Here is a 25,256-nt window from a genome sequence, read left to right on the forward strand (position 1 = left end):
TCTATTAATCAGCCATAAAAATCAACTTAACAAATCAATCATCCAGCGCGACACTGGTTTCATTCGGCTAGCCAGCCGCCCATTAAGAATAAAAGAGGTGCATATGGCAGGTTTCGACAAGCGCGTGAGTTCCTACGAGGAAGCTCTGGCAGGTCTTGAAGACGGCATGACCGTAATCGCCGGCGGGTTCGGTCTGTGCGGCATCCCGGAAAATCTCATCGCCGAGATCAAGCGCAAAGGCACACGCGACCTTACCGTAGTCTCCAACAACTGCGGCGTCGACGGTTTTGGCCTCGGCGTGCTGCTCGAAGACCGGCAGATCAGCAAAGTGGTGGCCTCCTACGTTGGCGAGAACAAACTGTTCGAAGACCAACTGCTCAAAGGCGAAATCGAAGTCGTCCTGACACCCCAAGGCACCCTCGCGGAAAAAATGCGCGCGGGCGGCGCCGGCATTCCTGCGTTCTTCACCGCCACCGGCGTCGGCACCCCGGTCGCCGACGGCAAGGAAGTGCGCGAATTTCACGGCCGCAAGTATCTGATGGAAGAGTCCATCACCGGTGACTTCGCCATCGTCAAAGGCTGGAAAGCCGACCACTTCGGCAACGTTATCTATCGCCACACAGCCCAGAACTTCAACCCGCTGGCGGCTACCGCCGGCAAGATCACCGTGGTCGAAGTCGAAGAAATCGTCGAGCCCGGCGAGCTGGACCCGGCGCAGATCCATACCCCTGGCATCTACGTCGACCGGGTCATTTGCGGCACGTTCGAGAAGCGCATCGAACAGCGCACCGTGCGTAAGTGAACCCCTGCCCCCGGCCCGAATGAAGGAATAACAACAATGGCACTTTCCCGCGAACAAATGGCTCAACGCGTCGCCCGCGAAATGCAGGACGGCTTCTACGTGAACCTGGGCATCGGCATTCCGACCCTGGTTGCCAACTACATTCCCGAAGGCATGGAAGTCATGCTGCAATCGGAAAACGGCCTGCTCGGCATGGGTCCGTTCCCGACTGAAGAAACCATCGATGCCGACATGATCAACGCCGGTAAGCAGACGGTGACCGCGCGTACCGGCGCGTCGATCTTTTCCTCGGCCGAGTCCTTCGCGATGATTCGCGGCGGTCATGTCGACCTGACCGTGCTCGGCGCCTTTGAAGTCGACGTGCAGGGCAACATCGCTTCATGGATGATTCCCGGCAAGCTGGTCAAGGGTATGGGCGGCGCCATGGACCTGGTGGCAGGCGCTGAAAACATCATCGTCATCATGACCCACGCGTCGAAAGACGGTGAGTCCAAGCTTCTGTCCAAATGCAGTCTGCCGCTGACCGGCGCCGGGTGCATCAAGCGGGTCCTGACCGACCTGGCTTACCTTGAAATCGACAACGGCGCGTTCATTCTCAAGGAACGTGCACCGGGCGTCAGCGTCGAGGAAATCGTCGCCAAGACCGCCGGTAAACTGATCGTGCCTGATCACGTGCCGCAAATGCAGTTCGCTGCCCAGTGAGGAATCATTCCATGCAAGACGTCGTAATTGTTGCCGCCACCCGCACCGCCGTTGGCAGCTTCCAGGGCGCGTTGGCCGGTGTGTCGGCCGTTGACCTGGGCGCTGCGGTGATCCGCCAGTTGCTGGCGCAGACCGGGCTCGACCCGGCGCTGGTCGATGAAGTGATCATGGGTCAGGTGTTGACCGCAGGCGCCGGGCAAAACCCTGCGCGCCAGTCGGCGATCAAGGCCGGGCTGCCTTTCACCGTACCGGCCATGACCCTGAACAAAGTCTGCGGCTCGGGCCTCAAGGCCCTGCACCTGGCCACCCAGGCGATTCGCTGCGGCGACGCCGAGGTGATCATTGCTGGCGGCCAGGAGAACATGAGCCTGTCCAACTATGTAATGCCCGGCGCCCGCACCGGACTGCGCATGGGCCATGCGCAACTGGTCGACACCATGATCAGCGATGGCCTGTGGGATGCGTTCAACGACTACCACATGGGCATCACTGCGGAAAACCTGGTCGAGAAGTACAGCCTGACCCGCGAGCAGCAGGACGCCTTCGCTGCGGCCTCGCAGCAGAAAGCCGTGGCGGCTATCGAAGGCGGGCGTTTTGTCGACGAGATCACGCCGATCCTGATTCCCCAGCGCAAGGGCGAACCGCTGTCGTTCGCGACCGATGAACAGCCGCGCGCCGGCACTACCGCTGCAGCCCTGGCCAAACTGAAACCGGCGTTCAAGAAAGACGGCTCGGTGACGGCCGGTAACGCTTCGTCGCTCAACGATGGCGCCGCCGCCGTGATCCTGATGAGCGCCGAGAAAGCCAAGGCACTGGGCTTGCCGGTACTGGCGAAAATCGCCGCCTATGCCAATGCGGGCGTCGATCCGGCGATCATGGGCATTGGCCCGGTCTCGGCCACTCGCCGGTGCCTGGACAAGGCCGGCTGGTCGATCGGTCAACTGGACCTGATCGAGGCCAACGAAGCTTTCGCCGCACAATCCCTGGCCGTGGCCAAGGACCTGGAATGGGACTTGAACAAGGTCAACGTCAACGGCGGCGCCATTGCCCTCGGTCACCCGATCGGTGCATCGGGCTGCCGTGTGCTGGTGACCTTGCTGCATGAAATGATCAAGCGCGACGCCAAGAAAGGCCTCGCGACCCTGTGCATCGGTGGCGGCCAGGGCGTGGCGCTGGCGATCGAACGGGCGTAAAGCGTTCAACAGACGGCGCGGGGACCCACGAAGAACCGCGCAGCCTGGCAACACACCCGGTGCGACCACGTCGCACCGGGTCCCAACCAACCCGATCTATTGTAGGAGCTGCCGAAGGCTGCGATCTTTTGATCTTGTTTTTTCGGAACCGCTTGCAAGCAAGGTCAAAAGATCGCAGCCTTCGGCAGCTCCTACGGGGATTGCGCCACTCCCATCAACTGCTTCCGCAATTGCGGATTGCGCGTTCGCGGATCCAGCCATATGGCAAAAAACGCCCGGGCAAACGCCGGATCATTGACCTCATGCTGCAACTGCTGCCCGACATAAAAGCGCGCGCCCTGCCCCGGTAGAAACACGCCGGTAATCCGCGTTCCGGCCTGCACATCGACAAACGCCTGCTGCATCTGCCCCTGCCATTGCGCCAGCTGCCCGTCGCTCACAGACTCCCCCGACAGGCGCTTGATCTCATCGACGCTGGCCTGAACCAGGTCGTCCCGGGAAATCTTGCGCTGGTAGATGAGCTCAAGGGCGAACGGCTGGTCACTCGCCAACGGGCGAACCGCGCTCCACAGACGGGCGTTGTAGACATCAAAACCGAACAGGCTGAATTCGCCCGCGCCGATGATCCGCGCGCCGGGCAACGAGTCCTGCCAGTTGGCCAGCGCATGACTGCCCAACAGGGCCAGCAGCCACAGACCGTGGCGCAGAAGTGAACGGGGTCGGGTCATGGTGGGCTCGAATCGCACAGAGGAGTGCTAAAAGTTATACGCCGAATGCCCAACTGTACAAGGCCAGAATGTTGTATACAAAAAATGCAATTCTTTGCAGCAATCCATCCCGTGCATGCTAACGTGGCCGTCCCACTCAGGTCGGAGACACGTGCGTGCTACTGCTCAAACTGCTGGTCATTCCCGGATTTCTGCTGCTGATTTCCCTGGCGGGTAAACGCTGGGGACCGAGCGTAGCCGGATGGCTGTCGGGGCTGCCGGTGGTGGTCGGGCCTATTCTGTTCTTTCTCGCCATTGAACAAGGCGAAGTGTTTGCCGCCCGCTCCGCCACTGCGGCGTTGTCCGCGATGTTCGCAATGATTGCTTTCTGCGTGACCTACGCGCAGGTAGCACAACGCCGTAGCTGGCCCTGGGCACTGAGTATTTCGTTATCGGTGTGGGCGGTGTTGGCACTGGTGCTGTCGCTGATCCCTGCATCCCTGTGGTTCTCGGCAATAGCCGCCGCGAGCGCGCTACTGGCTGCACCTTACCTGTTTCCGTCGGTGCAACCCGTGGTCTCGGGGCCTGCGCCGAAGTCCGACCGCCTGCTGTGGCGCATGGTCGCCGGCGCGCTGCTGACCCTGGCGGTTACCTTGCTGGCGAGTACCGTCGGCGAGCGCTGGAGCGGCTTGCTGGCGGTGTTCCCGGTGCTCGGCAGCGTGATGGCGGTGTTCTCCCAGCAAACCCGCGGGCCGGCATTCACCGCAGCGTTGCTGCAGGCCACGGCCACTGGCATGTATTCGTTCGCGGCCTTTTGCCTGGTCCTGGCCCTGGCACTGCCCGGGATGGGGCTCAACGCTTTTGCCTTGGGCGTTGCAGTATCGGTGGCCATGCTGGGGGTGACCCGGCGTCTGCTGGCCAAACCGGCGGTCACCGTGCGCGTCCAGGCTTCCAGCGAGTGACACCAGCCGAGCATCGGTACTGGAGTGACCTGCACGCGGCATGGGATGATCGCGGCCAATACGCGACTATCCCTGGAGATCCCGAATGTCTTTGTTGAGCAAGAAAGCCGTTGTCCTGTTGCTGGCAGTAGCTGCCAGCCTGGGGACCCTGAATGCTCAGGCTGCCAAGGCCAGCAGCAATACCGGCGCGTCGCAGAAGGTCTCGATGCTGGGCGGCAAGTTTATCTTCAGCCTGCCAAAAGGTTTCGTCGCCACGCCACTGCCCGCCAGTTCCACCGGTGCGAGTGGCACCATGTACGCCAACGAAACCACCAAGACCGTGGTGATCGCCGCAGAAAACAGCCTGCCCGAAGGCATCAAGGTCAAGGACAACGACAATGCTTTCCTCGACGGCACCGCAGCGGATTTTGACGCGGCGCAACTCAAGGCCCTGCCCGACTACAACAAGTTGAGCGAGAAAAGCCTGACCCTGAAAAGCGGCCTGGGGGTGCGCCAGGTCGACAGCACGGCCACCCAGGGTGGTGGGCAAACCCTCAACACCACGCTGATGGCCGCCTCCGGTAGCCACATGGCCGTGGTGCGGGTGATTTCCCGACCCGGCGACATGGCGGCGCATGAAACCCTGATCAAGCAAATGCTTAGCGGCAAATAAGCTTTAAGGATTGAGCCGTTGCAACCAGGCGCTCAGGTCCTGCATCTCGGCGCCACTGATGCTGTGACCCAGCCCCTCGTAGCTGTGAAACTCAGGCTTGAGTGCCAGGCCCTGCAAAAGGCTGTTGGCCTCCGTGCCATCGACGTACGGCAGGCGTTTATCGACCGTGCCATGACCGATGAAGATCGCCAGTTGCTGGCGTTTTTCATCGGGCTTGAGCTCGGACCGCAGCACCGGCAGAATCCGCCCGCTCAACGCCGCGATACCACCCAACGTCTGCGGATGACGCAGCGCCACCTCGTAGGACATGATCGCACCTTGACTGAAACCGACCAGGAACACCTTGCTCGGCTCGGTGTGATATTTGCGGGTGGCCTGGGCGATGAAATCGAGCAAGACCTGACCGCTGTTTTTCAGGTCCTCGGTTTCGCCGTTGTAGGCGCCCTGGCCCTTCTGGCGGAACCACTGGTAACTGCCCTCTTCCATCACGATTGGCGCGCGCACTGACAGGTAGTTGTACTGCTCGGGCAATTCATCCTTGATGCCAAACAGGTCCTGCTCGTTGCTGCCATAGCCGTGGAGAAAAATCACCAGGGGCTGGTTGCGCGATTCGGCGTGGGCCTGCTCCAGGTACTTGAGCGGCAGATCGGTTTGCAGCGGGGTTTGCGCCTGGACGGCGGCAGACGCCAGGAGTGTCAGCACAGCGAAAAACTTCAACATGAACCTTCCTTCATGGGGCAGGATTGGTTTGAAGCCTAACACTGTGAAGCTCCGGGTGCTGCTGATGCCGCCATCGCGAGCAGGCTCACTCCTACAATTGAAATGCATTCCCCTGTAGGAGTGAGCCTGCTCGCGATAGCTGCATCAAGAGCACCACAGAATCTGACAATCAATCGTTGATCAACTTCCCGACCCGTATCGGCTCCCGTCCCGCCACCTTCGCCTGCCATGTCCCAGGTTGGGTGTAACGCCCTCGATCAATGGCGAACAATACTCCACTGGTCCCGGCACGCACCGTGGTGACCCGGTCATTCAACGGGTCCACCACTTCAAACAACCCATCACCCCGCTCGACCCACTCTCCGGCCTCGCGCAGAAAACTGACCACGCCGTGATGAGGCGCGAACAGATACTCGGTGCCCTCGAACGGCATGCCTTCACAGCATTCGTCCGGCGCGGCCGGCCATTCGCCCAGGATGAAACCCTGCTCGGCGAGAAAACCCAGGATCGCCTCGCAATTGGCCTGCGCCTGATCGACCCGGGTATCGCCCATGCTGCCAAGTTCCAGGGTGGTTGCCAGGTTGGCAGGTGGAATCGCGGCTCCGGGGAAAGCTCGCGCCAGGCGTAACCAGGGCGAAGAACAGGATTCGTCGAACGAGCTGCCACCGGAGTCTTCGCACAGCAGTGCCACGCCGGCCTGCAGTCGCGCGGCCAGGGATTGCCACTGCGGCCAGTGTTGCGGCAAGGCGTAAATGTGAATCGCCGCCTCGAAGTCGCAGTGCAGGTCAAGCGTGATGTCCGCGTCGCAGGCATGGCGTAACAGCAGCCGGTGCATGGCTTCGAGTTGCGACAGCGGTGCCGGCAAGCCGTCTAGCACCTGGGCCATGGCCTGGCGAATCAGGGCAATATTGGCCTGGGCATCGGTGCCCAGTTTATCACCCACCAACTGCCCGACCGGCGCGCTGAGTTCGACAAACGAACGGTTGAAGTTCTTGCCGCTGCCGAGCTCAAAGCGGCCCATGTGGCTGCCTTGCAGGTGTTGATCAAGGCCGATCGGATTGGCCACCGGCACCAGTTCGATTACGCCCTGCAGCTGCCCCTGGGCCTCAAGTTCGGCCAGGCGTTTCTTCAATTCCCAGGCGGTGCGCATGCCGGGCAATTCGTCGGCATGCAGGCTGGCCTGGATATATACCTTGCGAGTGCCTTGGCCGTAGCGAAACACACTGAGGGTGCGTTCGGTGCCCAGGTGACTCCAGGGCAGTGGATGGTCGATGCGTTGCATTGAGGACTCCTGATTCTCCCTGTAGGAGTGAGCCTGCTCGCGATGGCGTAGTGTCAGTCACATTGATATTGAATGGAACGACGCCATCGCGAGCAGGCTCACTCCTACAGTTTGCTGTTTCACCCAAAAAAAATGGCAGCCGCGTCAACGGCTGCCATCTTTTTTAAACGCTTTGATCAATGACCGTAAACGTCAAAATCAAAGTACTTGTCCTGCACTTGCTTGTACTTGCCGTTGGCGCGGATTTCGGTGATGGCGGTGTTGAATTTTTCCGCCAGCTCGGTATCACCCTTGCGCACTGCAATACCCGCGCCGCCGCCGAAGTACTTGGCGTCTTCGTAGGTCGGGCCGACAAATGCAAAGCCCTTGCCCGCGTCGGTTTTCAGGAAGCCGTCGTCGAGGGTTACCGAGTCGGCCAGCGTCGCGTCAAGGCGTCCGGAGACCATGTCCAGGTTGGCTTCCTGCTGGGAGCCGTAACGCACCAGGACGATCCCGGCCGGCTGCAGTACTTCAGTGGCGAAGCGATCATGGGTACTGGCGCGCAACACGCCGACTTTCTTGCCCTTGAGCTCGGTCAGTGGATCCTTGACGTCGCTGCCTTGCTTCATCACGAAGCGCGCAGGGGTGTGGTAGTACTTGATGGTGAAATCGACGTTCTTCTTGCGGTCGTCGGTGATGGTCATGGACGACAGGATGGCGTCGATTTTCTTGACCTTCAGCGCGGGAATCAGGCCGTCGAACTCTTGCTCGACCCAGGTGCACTTGACCTTCATCTGCTCACACAATGCGTCGCCGATATCCACGTCGAAACCGGTGAGTTTACCGTCGGCGGTCTTCATCGAAAATGGCGGGTAACCGGCTTCAATGCCGATACGGATCGGCTTGGCGTCGTCGGCTACGGCGGACAGGGACAGCATCGACAGTGCCAGGGCACCGAACATCACTAGCTTCTTCATTCATAACTCCTGTGTACGGAGGTTTTTATTGGCAGCGTTCGATTGGTCGCTTTCGGTCGGTGAAAACCGAAGTGGTCGGCAGTCTAGAGCGGCTACTGGCCAGCAAATTACGTCCAGGCGACAAATACTTACAGGAACGCAGCAAGAATGATGAGCGTGATGTCGGTTGGTGATGATCCGCAGCAGCCGCCAAATGGCCCGGTGCTGCAGCGTGCTAGCTCAACAGTCGCAGCCGATCCCCGGGCTGACGGCCGGTTGCACCGCGTCACTTAAGGTAAATCCCTCATCCAGCCACCCGGTCACCCCGCCGATCATCTCCTTGACCGGGTAGCCGAGTGCCGCCAGCTTCACTGCCGCCTTGTTGGCGCCGTTGCAGTGGGGGCCGGCGCAATACACCACGAACAGGCTGTTTTTCGGGTATTGCGCCAAACCTTCGGGCGTCAGCAAGCGCCCGGGAATATTGATCGCGCCGGGCACGTGGCCGCGTTCGAACGCCAGCGGACCGCGCACGTCCACCAGCACGAAATCCATTTCGCCGGCCTGTTGGCTGCCGTAGACGTCGGAGCAATCGGTTTCGAAGGTCAGGCGCTGGCTGAAATGCATCAGGGCGATGGCCGAGGGTGCGGCGGGAATTTCACGGACCAGGCTGGTCATGGGTTGTACTCCAGAGTCTTGTGCGGTGTGAGACGACTTTATCCGTCACACGCTTCGGGCTACAGTGGCGCACAAGACACTCACCGGGAGTTTTCCGCCAAATGCATTCCTGCCCTGGATTGGTCGCGATCCTGGCCTACGACGGCCTGTGCACATTCGAGTTCGGCATCGCCGTGGAGATCTTCGGCCTGGCCCGGCCGGAGTTCGACTTCCCCTGGTACACCCATCGGATAGTCGCCGTGGACTCGGGCCCGATGCGCGCCATGGGCGGTATCCAGGTGCTGGCCGATGGCGGCATGGAATTACTGGAACAGGCCCGCACTATCATCATTCCCGGCTGGCGCGACCGCAGTGCACCGGTGCCCGAGGAATTGCTCGCGGCCTTGCGCCAGGCCCATGCGCGAGGCACCCGGTTGCTGTCGATCTGTTCCGGGGTGTTCGTGCTGGCAGCCACCGGCTTGCTCAATGGCCATGGCGCCACCACCCACTGGCGTTACAGTGCCGAACTGGCTGAGCGCTTTCCGGAGATCCTGGTGGACCCGCAAGTGCTGTATGTCGATGCCGGTCAGCTGATTACTTCTGCGGGCAGCGCCGCCGGCATCGATGCCTGCCTGCATCTGGTGGCGCGGGATTTCGGCACCCAGGTCGCGAACTCGGTGGCGCGGCGCCTGGTGATGTCACCGCAACGCACCGGTGGCCAGGCGCAATTCATTCCGACGCCGGTGAGTGCGGCGCCGCGCAGTGATCTGTCCCGGGTGATGCAATGGACCCGCGAGCGCCTGCACCAGCCACTGGAAGTGCGTGACCTGGCCAGCGAGGCGGCCATGAGCGAGCGCACCTTCCTGCGCCGTTTCACCGAAGCCACCGGCATGCCACCCAAGGCGTGGCTGCAGCATGAACGCCTGGGCCGGGCGCGGGAATTGCTGGAGAGCACCCGGCAGAATTCCGAGCAGATTGCCGAGCGCTGCGGGTATCGTTCGGTGGAGAGTTTTCGGGTGGCGTTTCGTAGTGTGGTGGGGGTGCCGCCTTCGGTGTATCGGGAGCGGTTTGGGCGCGGGGTTAAAGCTGATTGTTGAGGTGTGGCTGAGGGCCCTATCGCGAGCAGGCTCACTCCTACAGGGGCGCTGGGATCTCCTGTAGGAGTGAGCCTGCTCGCGATAGGGCCGGCATGTGCCTCGCCAACCTCAAGGCCTGCGCAACAGATAAGTATCCATGATCCACCCATTCGCCAACCGAGCCGCCTTGCGCACCCGCTCGATTTGCGGCGCCACATCCTTGAGCTTGCCGCTGATCAGCAGTTCGTCCGCCGTGCCCAGGTACGCGCCCCAGTAAATCTCGGTCTCCAGGTCTGCGACCTGCCGGTAGGCATCCTGGGCGTCAAGCATCACCACCAGGCTGTCGGCATCGCTTACCTGCCCTGCGGCCAGGCGCCGCCCGGTGGTGATTTCAACGGACTGGCCGATGCTGTTCAGGGGCATCTTGTGCTGCGCGCACAGCGCCTGCACGCTGGTGATGCCGGGGATTACCTCGAACTCGAACTCACAGGCGCCTGAGGCAAGGATTGCCTGCAGGATCCTGATGGTGCTGTCATACAGCGCCGGATCGCCCCACACCAGGAAACCTGCGCATTCGCTGTCGGACATTTGCTCCTTGATCAGGCGCTGGAAGGTCATTTGCTTCGCCTGGTTCAGCGCCTCCACACTGGACCGGTAGTCCCCCTCACCGCGCTCGCGCTCGGGACTCGGGGCCTCGACGAAGCGATAATCCTGATCGGTAATGTAGCGCTCGCAAATCTCGCGACGCAGCTCGATCAGCTTGTCCTTGCTTTCGCCCTTGTCCATCAGGAAAAACACATCGACGCTGTTCAGCGCTTTCACGGCCTGCAGGGTGATGTAGTCAGGGTTGCCGGCACCGATGCCGATCACCAGGAGTTTTTTCATGACTGCAGGTCCTCATGCTCATCCGCCATTAAACGAAAACGCCAGCACCCGTTGAACCGCAACTCGATGAACGAGAGCGGTTCAACATCAATCTGGTTGAACGCCGCGCTTTGCAGCACCGAGGCCAGCGCTGCACGAATCACGAACGGATGGGTGATCGCCACGATGTGCCCTGGTGTCGCCTCAAGCAGGGTCATCCAGGCGACCACCCGGCGAATGAGGGCAGCGACCGACTCGCCGCCATGGGGCGCCGATTCGGGGTCCTCGAACCAGGCCTGCAGTGCTTCGGGCTCAGCCTTTTGCAGGTCATCGAGCTGCACGCCGCGCCACCGACCGAAGTCGCAGTCGCGCAACGCCTCGACCGACTCGACCACCCCGCCGAACAAACTGGCCGTCTGCTGCGCGCGCAATTCCGGGGCGGACATGATTCGTGACGAAGATTTGAACCGGCCACCGCGCGAACCCTGTGCAGATTGCCAATCCATCTCCAGCGGCTCATTTGTAGGAAACCGCCCCAGTTTTTGTGCGACGGTTCTCGCATGGCAGATCAAGGTCAAACGGGTCGCCCGCATGGGATTACTCGCAGTAAAAGTCAGGAAAAGGTAACACGCTGGTGATACTCGCCAGACGTTTTCTTGCGTGTCTAAAGGCAGCGTCTGACGCGTTGATTGGCCAGTGTCTTTCACGATCCTCAGCCTTGCCTGTAGCCCTTTACTGACAGAATTCACGCTGCATCCATGGCAAAAAAAACCGCTGAAAAAATCACTAGACAGCCAGTGCGCGTTGCATAAATACTGGATCCAACGACCAGGCAATTAAACGAAAAACATCCAGCAGGAGCCCGGATAGCCTCGCAGATAATCACCTCCTTCACCCCGTCGCTTCGTTGTTACAGGTCTGCCGTTGAACCCCCGGTTAAACAACTCACCGAACGTGAAAAGAAAAACTGAAAGACATCAAGAGTGGCGCCTGAACTCGATCAGGTGAGCCGCCCCTGCAATGCGTGGAAACCGACAGTGATAGTCAGGTTGGGTGCTTGTCACCAGACCCTTTGATACAGGAGTGCATCCATGCTGGTCTTGCGTCCAGTCGAATTGAGTGATCTGCCCCAGTTGCAACTGCTCGCCCGGGAAAGTTTGCTGGGCGTCACGTCCCTGCCGGACGATACCGAGCGCCTGCGCGAGCGGATCATCGGTTCTTGCGACTCATTTGAAAAAGACCTGGCCGTGCAAGGATCGGAGAACTATTTCTTCGTGCTGGAAGACCTGCACACCCAGCGGCTGCTGGGCTGCTCGGAAATTCTCGCCACGGCGGGTTACGCCGCGCCCTTCTACAGCCTGCGCAACCGTGAATACACCGCCGCCTCGCGGGAACTCAACATCGAGCACGGGGTGCCCGCACTGTCGTTGTGTCAGGACCTGAGCGGCCACACTTTGTTGCGCGGCTTTCATATCGACCCAACCTTGGTCGGCAGCCGCTTCAGCGAATTGCTGTCACGGGCTCGCCTGATGTTCATCGGCGCTCATCTCCAGCGTTTTGCCGACTCGGTGATTACCGAGATAGTCGGGTTCAGTGATGCTGAGGGTCATTCACCGTTCTGGGATGCGGTGGGCAGGCACTTTTTCGACCTGCCCTACGCCGAGGCCGAGCGCCTGTGTGGCCTGGAGAGCCGGTCTTTCCTGGCGGAACTGATGCCACATTATCCAATCTACGTGCCGATGCTGCCCAAGGCAGCTCAGGAGTGCATCGGACGTGTTCATCCCGATGGCCAGGAAGCGTTCGACATACTCGAGCGTGAGGGCTTCAAGACCAACCAGTATGTCGACCTGTTTGACGGCGGTCCGACGTTGCAGGCGCGACTGTCCTCTATCCGGTCCGTGGTGCACAACGTCACGGCCAGCGTCAGGCCCGGGACCGCCATCGATGCGCGCGGCCGCTATATGGTCAGCAATGACTCGCTCAAGGATTATCGGGCGATCGTTGCCGAGCTGGATGTGCGCGACGGGCAGGCCGTGGAGTTGCACCCTCAGATGTGCGCCGCGTTGAATGTGCATGCTGGCAGTCTTGTGCGGCTGGTGGCGCTGTGAACACTCTTCGACGACTCGCGGCAAAACAGTGTGCGGCCCGGCATGTACAGGGAACAGCCGGATGATCGTGCGCCCCGCCAGTGTCACCGACCTCGCTGCCCTGCTGGCGCTGACGCGGCAAGCCGGCCCCGGGTTTACCAGTCTGCCGGCCAACGAAGATCGACTGGCGCACCGGCTGCGCTGGGCCCGGCGGACATTTGCCGAACAGGTCGAACGCGCCGATGCCGATTACCTGTTCGTGCTCGAGGACGACGAACAGCAAATCGTCGGCGTCAGCGCCTTGAAGGGCGCCGTCGGTCTGCGCGAGCCCTGGTACAACTATCGGGTCGGCCTCACCCACAGTTCATCGCCAGACCTGGGGATCCAGCGCCAGATCCCCACACTCTTCATGAACAACGAAATGACCGGGCAATCGGAGCTTTGCTCGCTGTTCCTGCGCCCCGATCAGCGCCTGGGCAGCAACGGCAGGCTGCTGTCATTGGGACGCCTGCTGTTCGTGGCCGAGTTCACCCACCTGTTCGGCGACCGGCTGATTGCCGAACTGCGTGGGCATGCCGACCTTGATGGCTGCTCACCTTTCTGGGACAGCCTGGGTCGGCACTTTTTCCAGAAGGATTTCAGCCATGCCGATCAGTTGTCCGGCCTGGGCAGCAAGTCCTTCATCGCCGAACTGATGCCGCGCCAGCCACTCTATACCTGCCTGCTGACGGAGCAGGCCCAGGCGGTGATCGGCAAGGCTCACCCGAACACCGAGCCGGCGCTGAAAATCCTCACCTCCGAGGGATTTGCCCATCAGGGCTACATCGACATCTTCGACGCCGGTCCTGTGATCGAGGCGCCGACTTCGCAGATTCGCACGGTACGCGACAGCCAGGCACTGGTCCTGGTCATCGGCATACCCGACGAGCAAGCGCCGGTCTGGCTGATCCACAATCGCCGTCTGGAAAACTGCCGGATCACGGCTGCCCGTGGCAGGCAGGCGGGCGAATGCCTGGTGGTCGACCGTCTCACCGCCAAGCGCCTGCAACTGCAACCCGGCGACTCGGTGCGCGCGGCACCATTGGTCAACCCGCGACGGGATGCAGCGGTCGCATGATTGCCGTTGACCTGCCTTTTGCCAGGCTACCCGGTAAATTCGTCATCATTGTTCCTGCGCTCGCGTGATAGCCTTTTGTTTCTTCGGCGTTGACACTTTTGCTCAAGCCCGTCCATTTCATTGGTGGAACTCACATGTCCAGGCTTTCTCATCAAGATTTACGCCGTAACTTCCGCGAACTGCTGGCATCCAGCGCCTGCTACCACACGGCATCGGTTTTCGACCCGATGTCGGCGCGCATTGCTGCGGACCTGGGTTTTGAAGTCGGCATCCTCGGCGGCTCGGTCGCCTCGCTACAGGTTCTGGGCGCTCCGGACTTTGCCTTGATCACTCTCAGCGAATTCGCCGAGCAGGCCACGCGCATCGGTCGCGTCGCCCAATTGCCGGTGATCGCCGACGCCGACCATGGCTACGGCAATGCGCTGAACGTGATGCGCACCATTGTCGAGCTTGAGCGCGCGGGCATCTCCGCCCTGACCATTGAAGATACATTGCTGCCGGCGCAGTTCGGACGTAAATCCACCGACCTGATTTCGGTCGCCGAAGGTGTCGGCAAGATCCGCGCGGCGCTGGAAGCCCGGGTTGATTCGGAAATGGCGATCATCGCCCGAACCAACGCAGGCATTCTCCCGGTGCAGGAAATCATCAGCCGCACCCAGCAGTATCAACGTGCCGGGGCGGACGGGATTTGCATGGTGGGCGTGCGTGACTTTGATCATCTTGAGCAGCTTGCCGAACACCTGACGGTGCCGCTGATGCTGGTGACTTATGGCAACCCGCTGCTGCGCGACGACAAGCGCCTGGCCGAACTGGGTGTGCGGGTCACGATTGATGGGCATGGTGCGTATTTTGCGGCGATCAAGGCGACCTACGACAGTCTGCGTGAGCAGCGCCAGGTCTTTACCCAGGCGGCGGATTTGAGTGCTACGGAGTTGACGCATACCTATACGCAGCCGGAGGAATATATTCGTTGGGCTGAGGAATTTATGAGCGTCAAGGAATAGCTGTTTGCGGCTTGCAACGGTTTGGTAAATCCCCCGGATGCAGTTGTGTAGGAGCTGTCGAGAGCAACGAGGCTGCGATTTTTTGATCTTGCTGTGTACATATCCATTCCTGCGGTAACGGCTTCTATTAGTTCCGCTTTTACAGCGGGTCACTCCGTTTTCTGTAGGAGCTGTCGAGTGCAACGAGGCTGCGATCTTTTGATCTTGCCTCTTTGCGTACATATCCGTTATCGCGGTAACGGCTCGTAATGGTTCCGCCCTTACGGCGGGTCACTTGGAAAAGCCCCAAGTAACCCGCTGTAAAAGCGGAACCAATGGAAGTCGTTACCGCAGGAATGGATATGTACACAAAGCAGGATCAAAAGATCGCAGCCTCGTTGCACTCGACAGCTCCTACGCAGCTCCTGCGCAGCTCCTACGGGAATTCGTGGGTCATCAAGGCGAAACCATTAGCGGCTGTTACCGCAGAAATGGATATGTACTCAAACAAATCAATCGCTATAACCCAACCGCCCAGCCTTCACCCCCTGAGCCTGCCCCCGGGTAGCCAGGCAGTAATACAACGGACAAGTCACCACCAACCCCACCAGCCAGGACAAATCCGCACCCTCGACCAGATTGGCATAAGGCCCGACATACAACGACGTATTGGCAAACGGCAACTGCACAATGATCCCGATGAAATACGCCACGATCGCATGCACGTTGAAACGCCCATACACCCCGCCATCCGCCCGAAAGATCGAAGCAATGTCGTAGCACCCGCGCTTGATCAGGTAGAAATCAATCAGGTTGATCGAAGCCCAAGGCACCAGCACCAGCAACAGCGCCAGAATCAGCCCGATAAACTGCGAAATGAAATCCGCCGAAGCCCCCAGCGCCACCACGCAGCAGCCCGCCAGAACCACACTCGACAACACCACGCGCACCTTGATGCTCGGCGTCCACTGGCTGGCAAACGTCTGGATCGAAGTGATGATCGAGAGGACCGCGCCATACAGGTTCAACGCGTTGTGACTGATGATATTAAGCAGGAACAACACCATCAGAATCGGCCCCAGCCAGCCGGTGGACTGCTTCACCGCCGTCATCGCTTCAGTGCCTTGCGGTGTTGCCAGCACCGCCACGGCGCCAAAGCTGAAGGACAGGATCGTGCCCAGGGTCGCGCCCAGGTAGGTCGCCAGGAAAGGTCGGGCGATGCCGATATCCGCCGGCAGGTAACGGGAATAGTCCGAGACATAGGGCGAGAAACTGATCTGCCAGATGATCCCCAGCGACACCGTTGCCAACCAGCCGGACAGGTTGAAACTGCCGCGAGTGAAGAAATCTGCGGGCAGGTCATGGGCGAAGATGTAGAGGAAACCGGCGAGCAAGGCGCCACCCATGACCCAGGTGCCGATGCGGTTGAGGGTATGGATAAAGCGGTAGCCGATCACCCCGATTGCCGTGGCGCCCAGCGCGCCGACCAGGATGCTGACCGGTACCGGGACCGACGGCGCAATGCCGACGATCGACTTGCCCGCCAGCACGATGTTGGAGATGAAAAAGCCGATGTAGATGATCGCCGCGAAGAACACGATCAGCAGCGCTCCGTAGCGGCCGAATTGGCCACGGCTCTGGACCATTTGTGGAATGCCCATGCGCGGCCCCTGGGCCGAGGCAAGGGCAATCACCAGGCCGCCGATCATGTGCCCCAGGGCAATGGCGAGCAGTCCCCAGAACAGGTCGAGATGGAACACCTGGACCACCATCGCGCCGGTGACGATGGGCAGTGGCGCGATGTTGGTGCTGAACCACAAAGTGAACAGGTCACGGGCCTTCCCGTGGCGTTCCGCCAGTGGAACATAGTCGACCGTGTGATTCTCGATCAGGGGGTCTTGCCGGGACATCTGGAACATGGGAATGAACTCGAGTTTGTCTGATCTTATATTTGTATGAAGCCAAACCGGGGGTGCTCTTCGGCAACCCCTCAGATGCGAGCCATATTATGGTATTCCAACTTTTAAACAAGACTGATCCGGTTATGAAATGCCGATCTGATCCGTATAAACGCGACCTAACCGCCCCCCCACGCAGGCGTTAAGTCCCGTATTTATTGGGGTTAAAACCAAAAATGTACGTTTATCGGGTCACACAAAAAGCCCTTGCAAACGACGTATTACGGTATACCATCAGACCTATAAACCCATAAAAATCCAGTTTCACCGCCAGAGGACCGTCCGATGATCGATGCCGCCATCTACAAACAAGTGATGGGTTCGTTTCCGTCCGGGGTCACCGTGATCACCACCCTGGATGACGACGGGCAAATCGTTGGCCTGACCGCCAGTGCATTCAGCTCGCTGTCCATCGACCCGGCCCTGGTGCTGTTCTGCCCCAACTACAGTTCCGATTCTTATCCGGTGTTGATCAAGAACAAGCGCTTCGCCATTCACGTCCTGTCGGGCGGCCAGCAAAGCGAAGCGTATGCCTTCGCACGCAAGGGCAAGGATAAGGCGCAGGGCATTGAGTGGACGTTGAGCGAACTGGGTAATCCGATCCTGGCGAATGCCACTGCGGTGATCGAATGCGAGCTGTGGCGCGAATACGAAGGCGGCGATCACGCCATCATGGTCGGCGCGGTGAAGAACCTGATCGTACCCCGGCAAACCGCCGGCCCCCTGGTCTACTGCCACGGCAAAATGGGCGCCCTTCCGGTCCTGGCCTGACACAACAAAAGATCGCAGCCTGCGGCAGCTCCTACAGGTGTTCGCATTCCTGTGTAGGAGCTGCCGGAGGCTGCGATCTTTTGATCTGATAAATTTTGCATCATTTGCGTATTATGGTATACCAACAATCAACAGGCCCGCACTCGACAGGCCGCCAACAAAAGATCCGAGGTAAGCGTCATGAAGTTTTCCCTTTTCGTGCACATGGAACGTTGGGACGAAAGTGTCAGCCACCGCCAGCTGTTCGAGGACCTGACTGAACTGACCCTGATGGCCGAGGCCGGAGGGTTCAGCACCGTGTGGATCGGCGAACACCACGCCATGGAATACACCATCTCGCCAAGCCCGATGCCGCTGCTGGCTTATCTGGCTGCGAAAACCACCACCATCCATCTCGGCGCCGGTACCATCATCGCGCCGTTCTGGCACCCGCTGCGGGTAGCCGGTGAATGTGCCTTGCTCGACGTGATCAGCAACGGGCGTATGGAAGTCGGCCTGGCCCGCGGTGCTTACCAGGTCGAGTTCGACCGCATGGCCGGCGGCATGCCCGCTTCTTCGGGCGGCCAGGCACTTCGCGAAATGGTCCCGGTGGTGCGCGCCCTGTGGCAAGGCGACTACGCCCACGACGGCGACATCTGGAAATTCCCCACTTCCACCAGCGTGCCGAAGCCGATCCAGAAGCCGAACCCACCGATGTGGATCGCCGCCCGTGACCCGGATTCGCATAATTTCGCGGTAGCCAACGGCTGCAACGTCATGGTCACGCCGCTGATGAAAGGCGACGAGGAAGTCCTCGACCTGAAGAACAAATTCCAGGCTGCACTGGACAACAATCCGGATGTGCCACGCCCGCAACTGATGGTGCTGCGCCACACCCACGTGCACGCCGCCGACGACCCGGATGGCTGGAAGGTCGGGGCCAAGGCGATCTCGCGCTTCTACCGCACGTTCGACGCCTGGTTCGGCAACAAGACTGTGCCGGTCAACGGTTTCCTCGAGCCGAGCCCTGAAGAAAAATTCGCCGCGCGCCCCGAGTTCGAACTGGAAAGCCTGCACAAGACCGCGATGATCGGCACGGCCGAAGAGATCATCCCGCGCATCAAGTATTATCAGGAACTGGGCGTCGACGAGTTCAGCTTCTGGTGCGATAACAGCCTGCCCCACGCGGAGAAGAAAAAATCCCTGGAGCTGTTCATCAAACAGGTGGTGCCGGCGTTCCGCTGAGTCCATCGATCGGCACTGGAGCAGGGTTGACGCCGAACACCCAAGGGGGCATCCGAAAAGAAAGGGAACTGGCTATGAGCCATTAGGGTCGTAGTGGCTTCGCCTGGAGAATCGGATGCGCCCCCTGCATTTTCAAATCACTTACCGCTTGAATGACGCTCGACGAGTCTTCGTCCAGCCCGACTCACACATGACCGATGCCGATGCCTGGTACTACGCCTGCCTGCACGCCGGCGTGGGCCTGGCATATGGTGAAGACCCTGGCAGCCAGGGGCTAGCCGAACTGCGCGCGCAGGCGCACCAGTGCGGGTTGACCGAGGTCAGATGGGAGGCGCTGCCGTGAGCGACTTGTTCAACTCGCCAATCTTTTCCAGACGCGCCCTGACGATGTTGCGGCTGATGTTCAGCAGCCGTCCGGTCTGTAACTGGTTGCCGTGGCAATAACGGTAGGCGGCGCGGAATATGGTCTCTTCGATGTGTTCGTAGAGGTCTGGAATGTTCTGTTCGAACAGGGCGTTCAACGCAGTTTCCAGATCCACCGGCCCTGCAGGCGCCGGGTAGGATGCACTGGCCTGTTCCTGACGAATACCCGATGAACGCATGTCCACCAGGTGCAGATCCGCCGGCGCGACCCGCTGATTGCGGCACACCAGCAAGGCATGGTGAATGGAGTTTTCCAGCTCGCGGATGTTGCCTGGCCAGCTGTGTTCCAGCAGCTTGCGTTCGGCTTCGATACTGAGGGTGGCGCGGTTGTAGCCGAGGCGCTGGCAATGTTCCTCGAGGAAAAATTCGGCCAGGGGTAGGATGTCACCCGGACGCTCGCGTAGCGGTGGCAGGCGGATGGTGGCGACGTGCAGGCGGTAGAACAGATCTTCACGAAAATGTCCGGCAACGACCGCGTCAGCCAGGTTGACGTTGGTCGCCGCCACCAGACGTACGTTGATTGGAATCGGCGTACGCGACCCCAGCCGCACCACCTCGCGCTCCTGCAGGACGCGCAGCAACTTGACCTGCATGTTCAGCGGCAGATCCCCAATCTCATCGAGAAACAGCGTGCCGCCATTGGCCGCTTCGAACCAGCCCGCCTTGTTCGATGTGGCACCGGTGAATGCGCCCTTCTCATGGCCGAACAGCTCGCTCTCTACCAGCGTTTCGGCAAAGGCCCCACAGTTCACCGCAACGAAGGGTTCGCGTCCGCGACGACTGAGGTGGTGAATGTGCCGGGCGACCAATTCCTTGCCGGTGCCGGTCTCGCCGATGATCAAGGTGTTGGCTTCACTGGGTGCCAGGCGTTCGATGCGGCTTAGCAGTTCCTGGGAGCGCGGGTCCTTGAACACCAGAACGGTGGCTCGTACCGACTTGGTCAATTCACGAGCGTTGGGATGAGTGATCAGCGACATGGTGCATTCCTGGCAATAAAGGCGCGTGCTCAATAATGCATGAAGTTACATAGACTAAAAAATTCTTAATTAGCATTTGGTTATTCCTGTTGCGCATATACGCCGAACTTGCTGGCGGCTTGCTGCTGGAGCAGCAACGCGTGTGCATTGGGGTGCTGGCAGATCAACAGCGCTGCCGCGACGCAACATCCTCTTCCTCCGCTAGAACGCCCAGCGCGCCTGGCCTGCAGCGATTATTTCGATCGCTGGCATGCAATCTGCTCTGTCACTCCCACACAGCACTACAGGGGATTTCAATGAAACGTTTCTGGCGTAACAGCCTGGTCGCCTTGACCGGGTTACTGCTGAGTGCGACGGCACTCGCCGAACAGGCACCAGCTTCGGTGAAGATCGCCATCGTGGCGTACACGCAGGGCGGCAAGCCGGTGTTTGGCGGGATCGCCGGGCGGGTGATCGAGGATGGCTGGCTGGAGCAGCAACTGGCCCAGCGCGGCGTCAAGCTCGACTGGATCGCCCTGCCCCACGCCGGCGCCGGGCCGCAGATCAACGAAGGCTTCAGCAACAACAGCATCGACTTCGCGGTGCGCGGCGATTTGCCTTCGGTGATTGCCGGCGCCGGTGGCGTGCCGGGCAAGCTGATCGTGCCCGGAGGCAGCGGCAACAATATCTACCTGGTGGTACCCGCCGGCTCCAGTGCCAACAGCATCGAAGACCTCAAGGGCAAACGCCTGGCCCTGCATCGCGGGCGTCCCTGGGAGTTCGCCTTCAGCAACTTCCTCGCCAGCAAAGGCCTGAAACTCGACGACTTCAAAATCGCCAACCTCAATCCACAGGTTGGCGCTGCGGCGGTATCCGCCGGCAAGGTCGACGCTGCAGTCCTGCTCAGCGAAGCCTACGCACTGGAAGACAAAGGCGTCGGCAAGATCATCTGGTCGACCAAGCAAGGTGCCAACGACTGGCGCCTGATCTCCGACCTGTGGGGCACCGACAGCTTCGTCAGCCAGCATCCGGACATTACTCAATTGCTGGCGACCGCCTGGATCAAAGCCGCGTGGTGGATTTCCCAGGAACAGAACCAGGACGCCTACTACCAGCTTTCCGCCCGCGCGGGCACCGCTGAAAGCGTCCTGCGCCGTGACGACCAGGACGACCCTGTGGCCTGGAAAGACCGCTGGGCGCCCAAGAGTGACCAGCAAATCAAGGCTCACTACCAGGCCTTGACCGCCTACGCGCTGGCCAACCACCTGATCCGCGATGCCTACGACATCACCCCTTCGCTGGCCACCGGTTTCACCCACCAGGCGCTGATCGATCTGCAACTCACCGACTACTGGTCAGCCCTGCGCGGCCAGGTCAGCAACAATCCATGAAGCCCCAGCGTACAGTGACAAGGAACCTGGACATGAGCATTGAATTTTTCACCCGCCTGCCCCTGCATGGCGAAACCCAATTCCTCCCTGGCGACCCGCGCAACCGCGGCGACTGGCACGCAGGCGGCCCCAGCACCGGCGCGGTCTCCGGCTTCAGCGTCGGTGATCATTTCACCTACATCGACTACCTCGGACAGATCGCCAAGGCGGCAGAGATCAACGGCTTCGGCGGCGCGTTGATGGTCAACGCGCCCTCCGGCGAAGAGCCGTGGACGGTCTGCTCGCTGCTCGCCCGGGAAACCCGCACGCTGAAATTCGTCACTGCATTCCAGCCCTACCACTACACGCCGTGGGTTGCGGTGCAACAGGCCGCGACCTATCAACGCGCGACCGGCAACCGCCTGGTGTGGAACATCATCAATGGCGGTTCGGATGCGATTCAGCGGCAGGTCGGCGACTTCAGCGAGCACGATGAACGCTACGAGCGGGCCATCGAGTTCATGGACGTGGTCAAGGGTTACTGGCACAACGAAAACTTTCACTACGCCGGGAAGTTCTACCAGGCCGACGGCGGTGGCCTGCGCGGGCCTCTGAAAAAAGCCGAGCTGCCGCTGATCTGCACTGCCGGCTCGTCGATCCCGGCTCGGGAATTCGCCGCCAGACACGCCCACTTTTACCTGATGCGCGCCGAGCACCCGAACGAGATCGCCGCGCTGATTGCCGACATTCGTGAGCGCGCGCTGAAGTATGGACGCAGCGACATTCGCTTCGGTTTATCGATCGACGTCATCACCCGCGAGACCGAGGAACTGGCGCGCACCGAAGCCCAGCGCTTCTTCGATGAAGGCATTGCCCGCGGCGCGGTGAAAGCCGTGGCCGCGCATGCCGGGCTGCGCACCGCGCGTAAACTCAGCTATGAAAACGAGTTCGCGCAGAAGGTGCAAACCCAGCATTTCGACGACTTTTTCATCCACCCGAATGTCTGGACCGGCTTCGGCTACATCGGCATTCCACCGGGCTGCGCGCTGGTGGGCAGCTATGAAAATGTGGTGGCGCGGATTCGTGAGTACAACGCGCTCGGCGTCGACCTGTTCTTCCTCGCAGGCTACCCGCATCTGGAGGAAGCCTACCGCCTGGGCGAGCACATCCTGCCGCATTTTCGCAGCGAACGTGCCGAACTGCGCCGTTGATAACCGAAGCACTGTAGGAGCTGCCGAAGGCTCGGGCGGCGATCGGACGATCTTTTGATCTTTCCAGGCGTGCCCGTGGAGATCAAAAGATCGCAGCCTTCGGCAGCTCCTACAGTGTGGTCAGTGCGCAATGTCAGGTATTGGTCTTCAACCGCGTCCACAACCGCGTGCTCAACCGCGCAATCGCCGCTGGCAATTCTTCAACGGTGAACAGTTTCTCCAGCACGGCCTTCGGCGGGTAGATTGCCAGGTCCTGCTTCACCGCTGGCACCACCAGCGGATCCGCCGCCAGGTTCGGGTTGGCGTAATGAATGCTGTTGCTGATGTTGGCAATCACCTTCGGCTCAAGCAGGTAATTCATATAGGTATAACCGTTCTTCTCATGGGGCGCGCTCTTGGGCATCACCACCATGTCGAACCACAGGGTGGAGCCCTCGTCGGGAATCGAATAGGCGATGTCGATGCCATTCTTGGCTTCCTTGGCACTGGCAGCCGCCTGCACTACGTCGCCGTTGAAGCCGATCACTGCGCAGACGTTGCCGTTGGCCAGGTCGCTGATGTACTTGGAGGCGTGGAAGTACTGCACGTACGGGCGGATTTTCAGCAGCGCCTGCTCGGCTTTTTTGTAGTCTGCCGGCTCGTGGCTGTGGGGCGGCAGGCCCAGGTAGTTGAGGGTGATCGGCAGCACCTGCGTCGGGTTGTCGATGATCGCCACGCCGCACTGGCTGAGTTTCTTGATGTTCTCTTCATCGAAGAACAGCTTCCACGAACGGGTGATATCGGTATTGCCAAAGATCGCCTTGATCTTCTCGACGTTGTAGCCGATCCCCGCCGTGCCCCACATGTACGGGTAGCCGTACTGGTTGCCCGGATCGTTGACCTCAAGCTTTTGCATCAACACCGGGTCGAGGTTCTTCCAGTTCGGCAGCTGGCTCTTGTCGAGCTTTTGCACGGCGCCGGCCTTGATCAGGCGTGACAGAAAATGGTTCGAAGGGCTGACCACGTCATAACCGGTGTTGCCGGTCATGAGCTTGGACTCCAGCACCTCGTTGCTGTCATGGATGTCGTACGTGGCCTTGATCCCCGTTTCCTTGGTGAACGTGGTCAGGGTGTCGTCGGCGATGTAGCCGTTCCAGTTGGAAATATTGACGACTTCGTCGGCGTGACTGGCTGCTGAAAGCGTGGCAAGCATGACCATCAGGGAAATGTTGTTGATGCGCATCTTCTGTCACCGTGTGTTGGCTGAGTTTTTGTTCTTGGTTGATCGACGGATGTTCTAGATTTCAGTTCTGGCCCTGACCGCCTCCACGCGCATTCGCAGCATGGCACCGATATCCAGCAAGGGTTTGGGCGGCAGCCAGCCGGGCTGGGCGCGCCGCATCACCGATTGCAGGACGGGGGAGTCGACTCCGCAGGACATTTCCGCGAGCAAGCGCCCCCACAGGGTGCCGCGGGCCACGCCGGAACCGTTGCAACCGGCCACCGCATACACGCCCTCTTCGACCTTGGCGAAATACGGTTGGCCACTGCGCGATGCGCTTAGATGGCCGGTCCAGGTGTACTGGATGTCCTGCGCGCCGAGGAACGGAAAACGCCGCTGCAAACCCAGTACATGATGCTCACGCCGTACTCGCAGTTCGCTGTCGGTCAAATCCCGCGAGCGATATTCCGCCGTGTTGCGGATCATCACCCGACGGTCCGGCGTCAAGCGCACGGTGGCCCCCAGCGGCCGGGTAGACAGCACGCCCCAGGGCTCGACCGCACCGATGGCCTGGTACTCGGCATCCGTCAGCGGCCGGGTGAGGCTGGCGCTGAGTTCCATGGCAAAGGTCGCGCTGTCGTCAATGCCCGAGCGCGGGATGAACGCATTCAGGCACACCAGAACTTGCTGCGCTTCAATGCTGCCGGCGACACCATTGGCACGCACGCGCGCCTGACTCAGGCGCTCGAGGCCGGTAATGTCGGTGTTTTCGTAGAGGGTGACGCTGGCGGGCAGCGCGTCCAGCAGGCCCTTGACGTACTTGGCCGGCTGCAACAGCGCATTGCCGTTGCCGCACCAGATTCCCGCCTGGTAGTGCCGGGTACCGAGTTTGTCGTACAGCGCCTCGCCCTGCAGAAAATGCGCCGACGCACCCACCGCGCGCAGGGTTTCCAGTTTGTCTTCGACGTGGGTCAACTTGCCGGGATCGCTCACGGCAAAGAAGTAGCCGTCGTCGCGAAAATCGCATTCGATGCCGTGTTGGGCGATGCGCTGGCGCACTTCCAGGCTGGCGACCCGGGAGATCTCGGTGTCAACCTGGTAGTCGGCAAAGCCCTTGGCACCCAGCAGCTCATCGGTGCCCGGGTGCTCGTGGGCCACGGCGAACCCTGAGTTGCGCGCCGATGCACCCTGCGCCGCGCGCTGCCGGTCGACGATCACGATCCGCGCCTGAGGGTGCATGTGTGCGAGGGTGTGGGCGGCGTTCAACCCGGTAATGCCAGCACCGATAATCAGCCAGTCAGCTTTCTCGGTGCCCTTCAGGGAGCCGCGCAAGGGCGAGCTGCCCGCCTGCGCAATCCAGCCACATTCATTGATCATGCATCACCTCGATTCGCTGTCGTTGCGCC

At 60.6% G+C, this 25,256-nt stretch carries 25 protein-coding genes; 14 read left to right on the forward strand and 11 right to left on the reverse strand.

The window, feature by feature from the left end; translation table 11 throughout:
• Positions 1-103 precede the first annotated feature (103 nt).
• From ACYZTK_RS04540 to ACYZTK_RS04550, 3 genes are read left to right on the forward strand one after another with little or no spacing between them, the layout of a single operon-like run.
• Positions 104-802, forward strand: coding sequence for a CoA transferase subunit A (locus ACYZTK_RS04540; protein WP_149630450.1), 699 nt, complete (start codon positions 104-106; stop codon positions 800-802).
• Between the two features lie 36 nt (positions 803-838).
• Positions 839-1,504 (forward strand): CoA transferase subunit B, encoded by a 666-nt coding sequence (locus ACYZTK_RS04545; RefSeq protein WP_462013342.1) that lies wholly within the window; start codon positions 839-841, stop codon positions 1,502-1,504.
• Between the two features lie 11 nt (positions 1,505-1,515).
• Entirely contained in the window at positions 1,516-2,697 is a 1,182-nt protein-coding gene (locus ACYZTK_RS04550; protein WP_462013343.1) for an acetyl-CoA C-acetyltransferase, read from the forward strand.
• Between the two features lie 191 nt (positions 2,698-2,888).
• Here the strand turns inward: ACYZTK_RS04550 and ACYZTK_RS04555 are convergent, their stop codons facing one another.
• Positions 2,889-3,425, reverse strand: coding sequence for a chalcone isomerase family protein (locus tag ACYZTK_RS04555; protein ID WP_462013344.1), 537 nt, complete (start codon positions 3,423-3,425; stop codon positions 2,889-2,891).
• Positions 3,426-3,580: 155 nt separating this feature from the next.
• Here ACYZTK_RS04555 and ACYZTK_RS04560 point away from each other — a divergent pair, with 155 nt between their 5' ends.
• Together ACYZTK_RS04560 and ACYZTK_RS04565 are read left to right on the forward strand one after the other, a co-directional pair.
• Positions 3,581-4,366, forward strand: a complete 786-nt coding sequence (locus tag ACYZTK_RS04560) for a hypothetical protein (RefSeq protein ID WP_462013345.1) — start codon at positions 3,581-3,583, stop codon at positions 4,364-4,366.
• Positions 4,367-4,451: 85 nt separating this feature from the next.
• Positions 4,452-5,018: a DcrB/PsbP domain-containing protein gene (locus tag ACYZTK_RS04565; RefSeq protein ID WP_462013346.1), complete on the forward strand. Its 567-nt coding sequence runs from the start codon at positions 4,452-4,454 to the stop codon at positions 5,016-5,018.
• 3 nt (positions 5,019-5,021) lie between these two features.
• Here ACYZTK_RS04565 and ACYZTK_RS04570 read toward each other — a convergent pair whose 3' ends face one another.
• The 4 genes from ACYZTK_RS04570 to ACYZTK_RS04585 all read right to left on the reverse strand — a co-directional run bounded on the left by ACYZTK_RS04570 (position 5,022) and on the right by ACYZTK_RS04585 (position 8,630).
• Entirely contained in the window at positions 5,022-5,738 is a 717-nt protein-coding gene (locus tag ACYZTK_RS04570) for an alpha/beta hydrolase (protein WP_462013347.1), read from the reverse strand.
• A 169-nt stretch (positions 5,739-5,907) separates the two neighbouring features.
• Positions 5,908-7,020 (reverse strand): succinylglutamate desuccinylase/aspartoacylase family protein, encoded by a 1,113-nt coding sequence (locus ACYZTK_RS04575; protein ID WP_462013348.1) that lies wholly within the window; start codon positions 7,018-7,020, stop codon positions 5,908-5,910.
• A 176-nt stretch (positions 7,021-7,196) separates the two neighbouring features.
• A complete protein-coding gene (locus tag ACYZTK_RS04580; RefSeq protein ID WP_462013349.1) occupies positions 7,197-7,976 on the reverse strand; it encodes an ABC transporter substrate-binding protein in 780 nt (259 codons plus the stop codon).
• Positions 7,977-8,195: 219 nt separating this feature from the next.
• On the reverse strand, positions 8,196-8,630 hold the full coding sequence (locus tag ACYZTK_RS04585; protein ID WP_462013350.1) for a rhodanese-like domain-containing protein: 435 nt from the start codon (positions 8,628-8,630) through the stop codon (positions 8,196-8,198).
• 101 nt (positions 8,631-8,731) lie between these two features.
• Here ACYZTK_RS04585 and ftrA point away from each other — a divergent pair, with 101 nt between their 5' ends.
• Entirely contained in the window at positions 8,732-9,706 is a 975-nt protein-coding gene (gene ftrA / locus ACYZTK_RS04590; protein ID WP_462013351.1) for a transcriptional regulator FtrA, read from the forward strand.
• A 108-nt stretch (positions 9,707-9,814) separates the two neighbouring features.
• Here the strand turns inward: ftrA and cobF are convergent, their stop codons facing one another.
• The gene (gene cobF / locus ACYZTK_RS04595) at positions 9,815-10,570 is read right to left on the reverse strand and encodes a precorrin-6A synthase (deacetylating) (protein WP_462013352.1); all 756 of its coding nucleotides are present in this window, start codon (positions 10,568-10,570) and stop codon (positions 9,815-9,817) included.
• Positions 10,567-11,142: a histidine phosphatase family protein gene (locus tag ACYZTK_RS04600; protein ID WP_462013353.1), complete on the reverse strand. Its 576-nt coding sequence runs from the start codon at positions 11,140-11,142 to the stop codon at positions 10,567-10,569. The genes cobF and ACYZTK_RS04600 overlap by 4 nt, the downstream gene beginning before the upstream one ends.
• A 498-nt stretch (positions 11,143-11,640) precedes the next feature.
• On the opposite strand from ACYZTK_RS04600, the gene ACYZTK_RS04605 reads away from it, so the two are divergent.
• The 3 genes from ACYZTK_RS04605 (at position 11,641) to ACYZTK_RS04615 (ending at position 14,757) form a co-directional block, all read left to right on the forward strand.
• Positions 11,641-12,657: an arginine N-succinyltransferase gene (locus ACYZTK_RS04605; protein WP_462013354.1), complete on the forward strand. Its 1,017-nt coding sequence runs from the start codon at positions 11,641-11,643 to the stop codon at positions 12,655-12,657.
• A gap of 61 nt (positions 12,658-12,718) precedes the next feature.
• Entirely contained in the window at positions 12,719-13,753 is a 1,035-nt protein-coding gene (gene astA, locus ACYZTK_RS04610; protein WP_462013355.1) for an arginine N-succinyltransferase, read from the forward strand.
• A gap of 134 nt (positions 13,754-13,887) precedes the next feature.
• Positions 13,888-14,757, forward strand: coding sequence for an isocitrate lyase/PEP mutase family protein (locus tag ACYZTK_RS04615; protein ID WP_462013356.1), 870 nt, complete (start codon positions 13,888-13,890; stop codon positions 14,755-14,757).
• Positions 14,758-15,248: 491 nt separating this feature from the next.
• Here the strand turns inward: ACYZTK_RS04615 and ACYZTK_RS04620 are convergent, their stop codons facing one another.
• Positions 15,249-16,655, reverse strand: coding sequence for a purine-cytosine permease family protein (locus ACYZTK_RS04620; protein WP_462013357.1), 1,407 nt, complete (start codon positions 16,653-16,655; stop codon positions 15,249-15,251).
• Positions 16,656-16,979: 324 nt separating this feature from the next.
• On the opposite strand from ACYZTK_RS04620, the gene ACYZTK_RS04625 reads away from it, so the two are divergent.
• From ACYZTK_RS04625 to ACYZTK_RS04635, 3 genes are all read left to right on the forward strand, one after another.
• On the forward strand, positions 16,980-17,465 hold the full coding sequence (locus ACYZTK_RS04625) for a flavin reductase family protein (protein ID WP_462013358.1): 486 nt from the start codon (positions 16,980-16,982) through the stop codon (positions 17,463-17,465).
• A 180-nt stretch (positions 17,466-17,645) separates the two neighbouring features.
• Complete coding sequence (locus ACYZTK_RS04630) at positions 17,646-18,689, forward strand: LLM class flavin-dependent oxidoreductase (RefSeq protein ID WP_462013359.1); 1,044 nt, start codon at positions 17,646-17,648, stop codon at positions 18,687-18,689.
• A 115-nt stretch (positions 18,690-18,804) separates the two neighbouring features.
• Positions 18,805-19,032 carry a DUF6555 family protein gene (locus ACYZTK_RS04635; RefSeq protein ID WP_462013360.1) on the forward strand — a complete coding sequence of 76 codons (228 nt, stop codon included), beginning with the start codon at positions 18,805-18,807 and terminating at the stop codon, positions 19,030-19,032.
• Here ACYZTK_RS04635 and ACYZTK_RS04640 read toward each other — a convergent pair.
• Entirely contained in the window at positions 19,010-20,089 is a 1,080-nt protein-coding gene (locus ACYZTK_RS04640; RefSeq protein ID WP_462013361.1) for a sigma-54 interaction domain-containing protein, read from the reverse strand. The two genes, ACYZTK_RS04635 and ACYZTK_RS04640, sit on opposite strands and share 23 nt — an antisense overlap.
• A gap of 296 nt (positions 20,090-20,385) precedes the next feature.
• Between ACYZTK_RS04640 and ACYZTK_RS04645 the strand changes: the two genes are divergently transcribed.
• Together ACYZTK_RS04645 and ACYZTK_RS04650 are read left to right on the forward strand one after the other, a co-directional pair.
• A complete protein-coding gene (locus ACYZTK_RS04645; protein WP_462013362.1) occupies positions 20,386-21,459 on the forward strand; it encodes an ABC transporter substrate-binding protein in 1,074 nt (357 codons plus the stop codon).
• 32 nt (positions 21,460-21,491) lie between these two features.
• A complete protein-coding gene (locus ACYZTK_RS04650) occupies positions 21,492-22,649 on the forward strand; it encodes an LLM class flavin-dependent oxidoreductase (RefSeq protein WP_462013363.1) in 1,158 nt (385 codons plus the stop codon).
• A 133-nt stretch (positions 22,650-22,782) separates the two neighbouring features.
• On the opposite strand, the gene ACYZTK_RS04655 is transcribed toward ACYZTK_RS04650, so the two are convergent.
• Positions 22,783-23,871 carry a polyamine ABC transporter substrate-binding protein gene (locus ACYZTK_RS04655; protein WP_462013364.1) on the reverse strand — a complete coding sequence of 363 codons (1,089 nt, stop codon included), beginning with the start codon at positions 23,869-23,871 and terminating at the stop codon, positions 22,783-22,785.
• Positions 23,872-23,925: 54 nt separating this feature from the next.
• On the reverse strand, positions 23,926-25,227 hold the full coding sequence (locus ACYZTK_RS04660; RefSeq protein WP_462013365.1) for an NAD(P)/FAD-dependent oxidoreductase: 1,302 nt from the start codon (positions 25,225-25,227) through the stop codon (positions 23,926-23,928).
• Positions 25,228-25,256 lie beyond the last annotated feature (29 nt).

It is taken from the genome of Pseudomonas sp. LB3P31 (assembly GCF_054897945.1).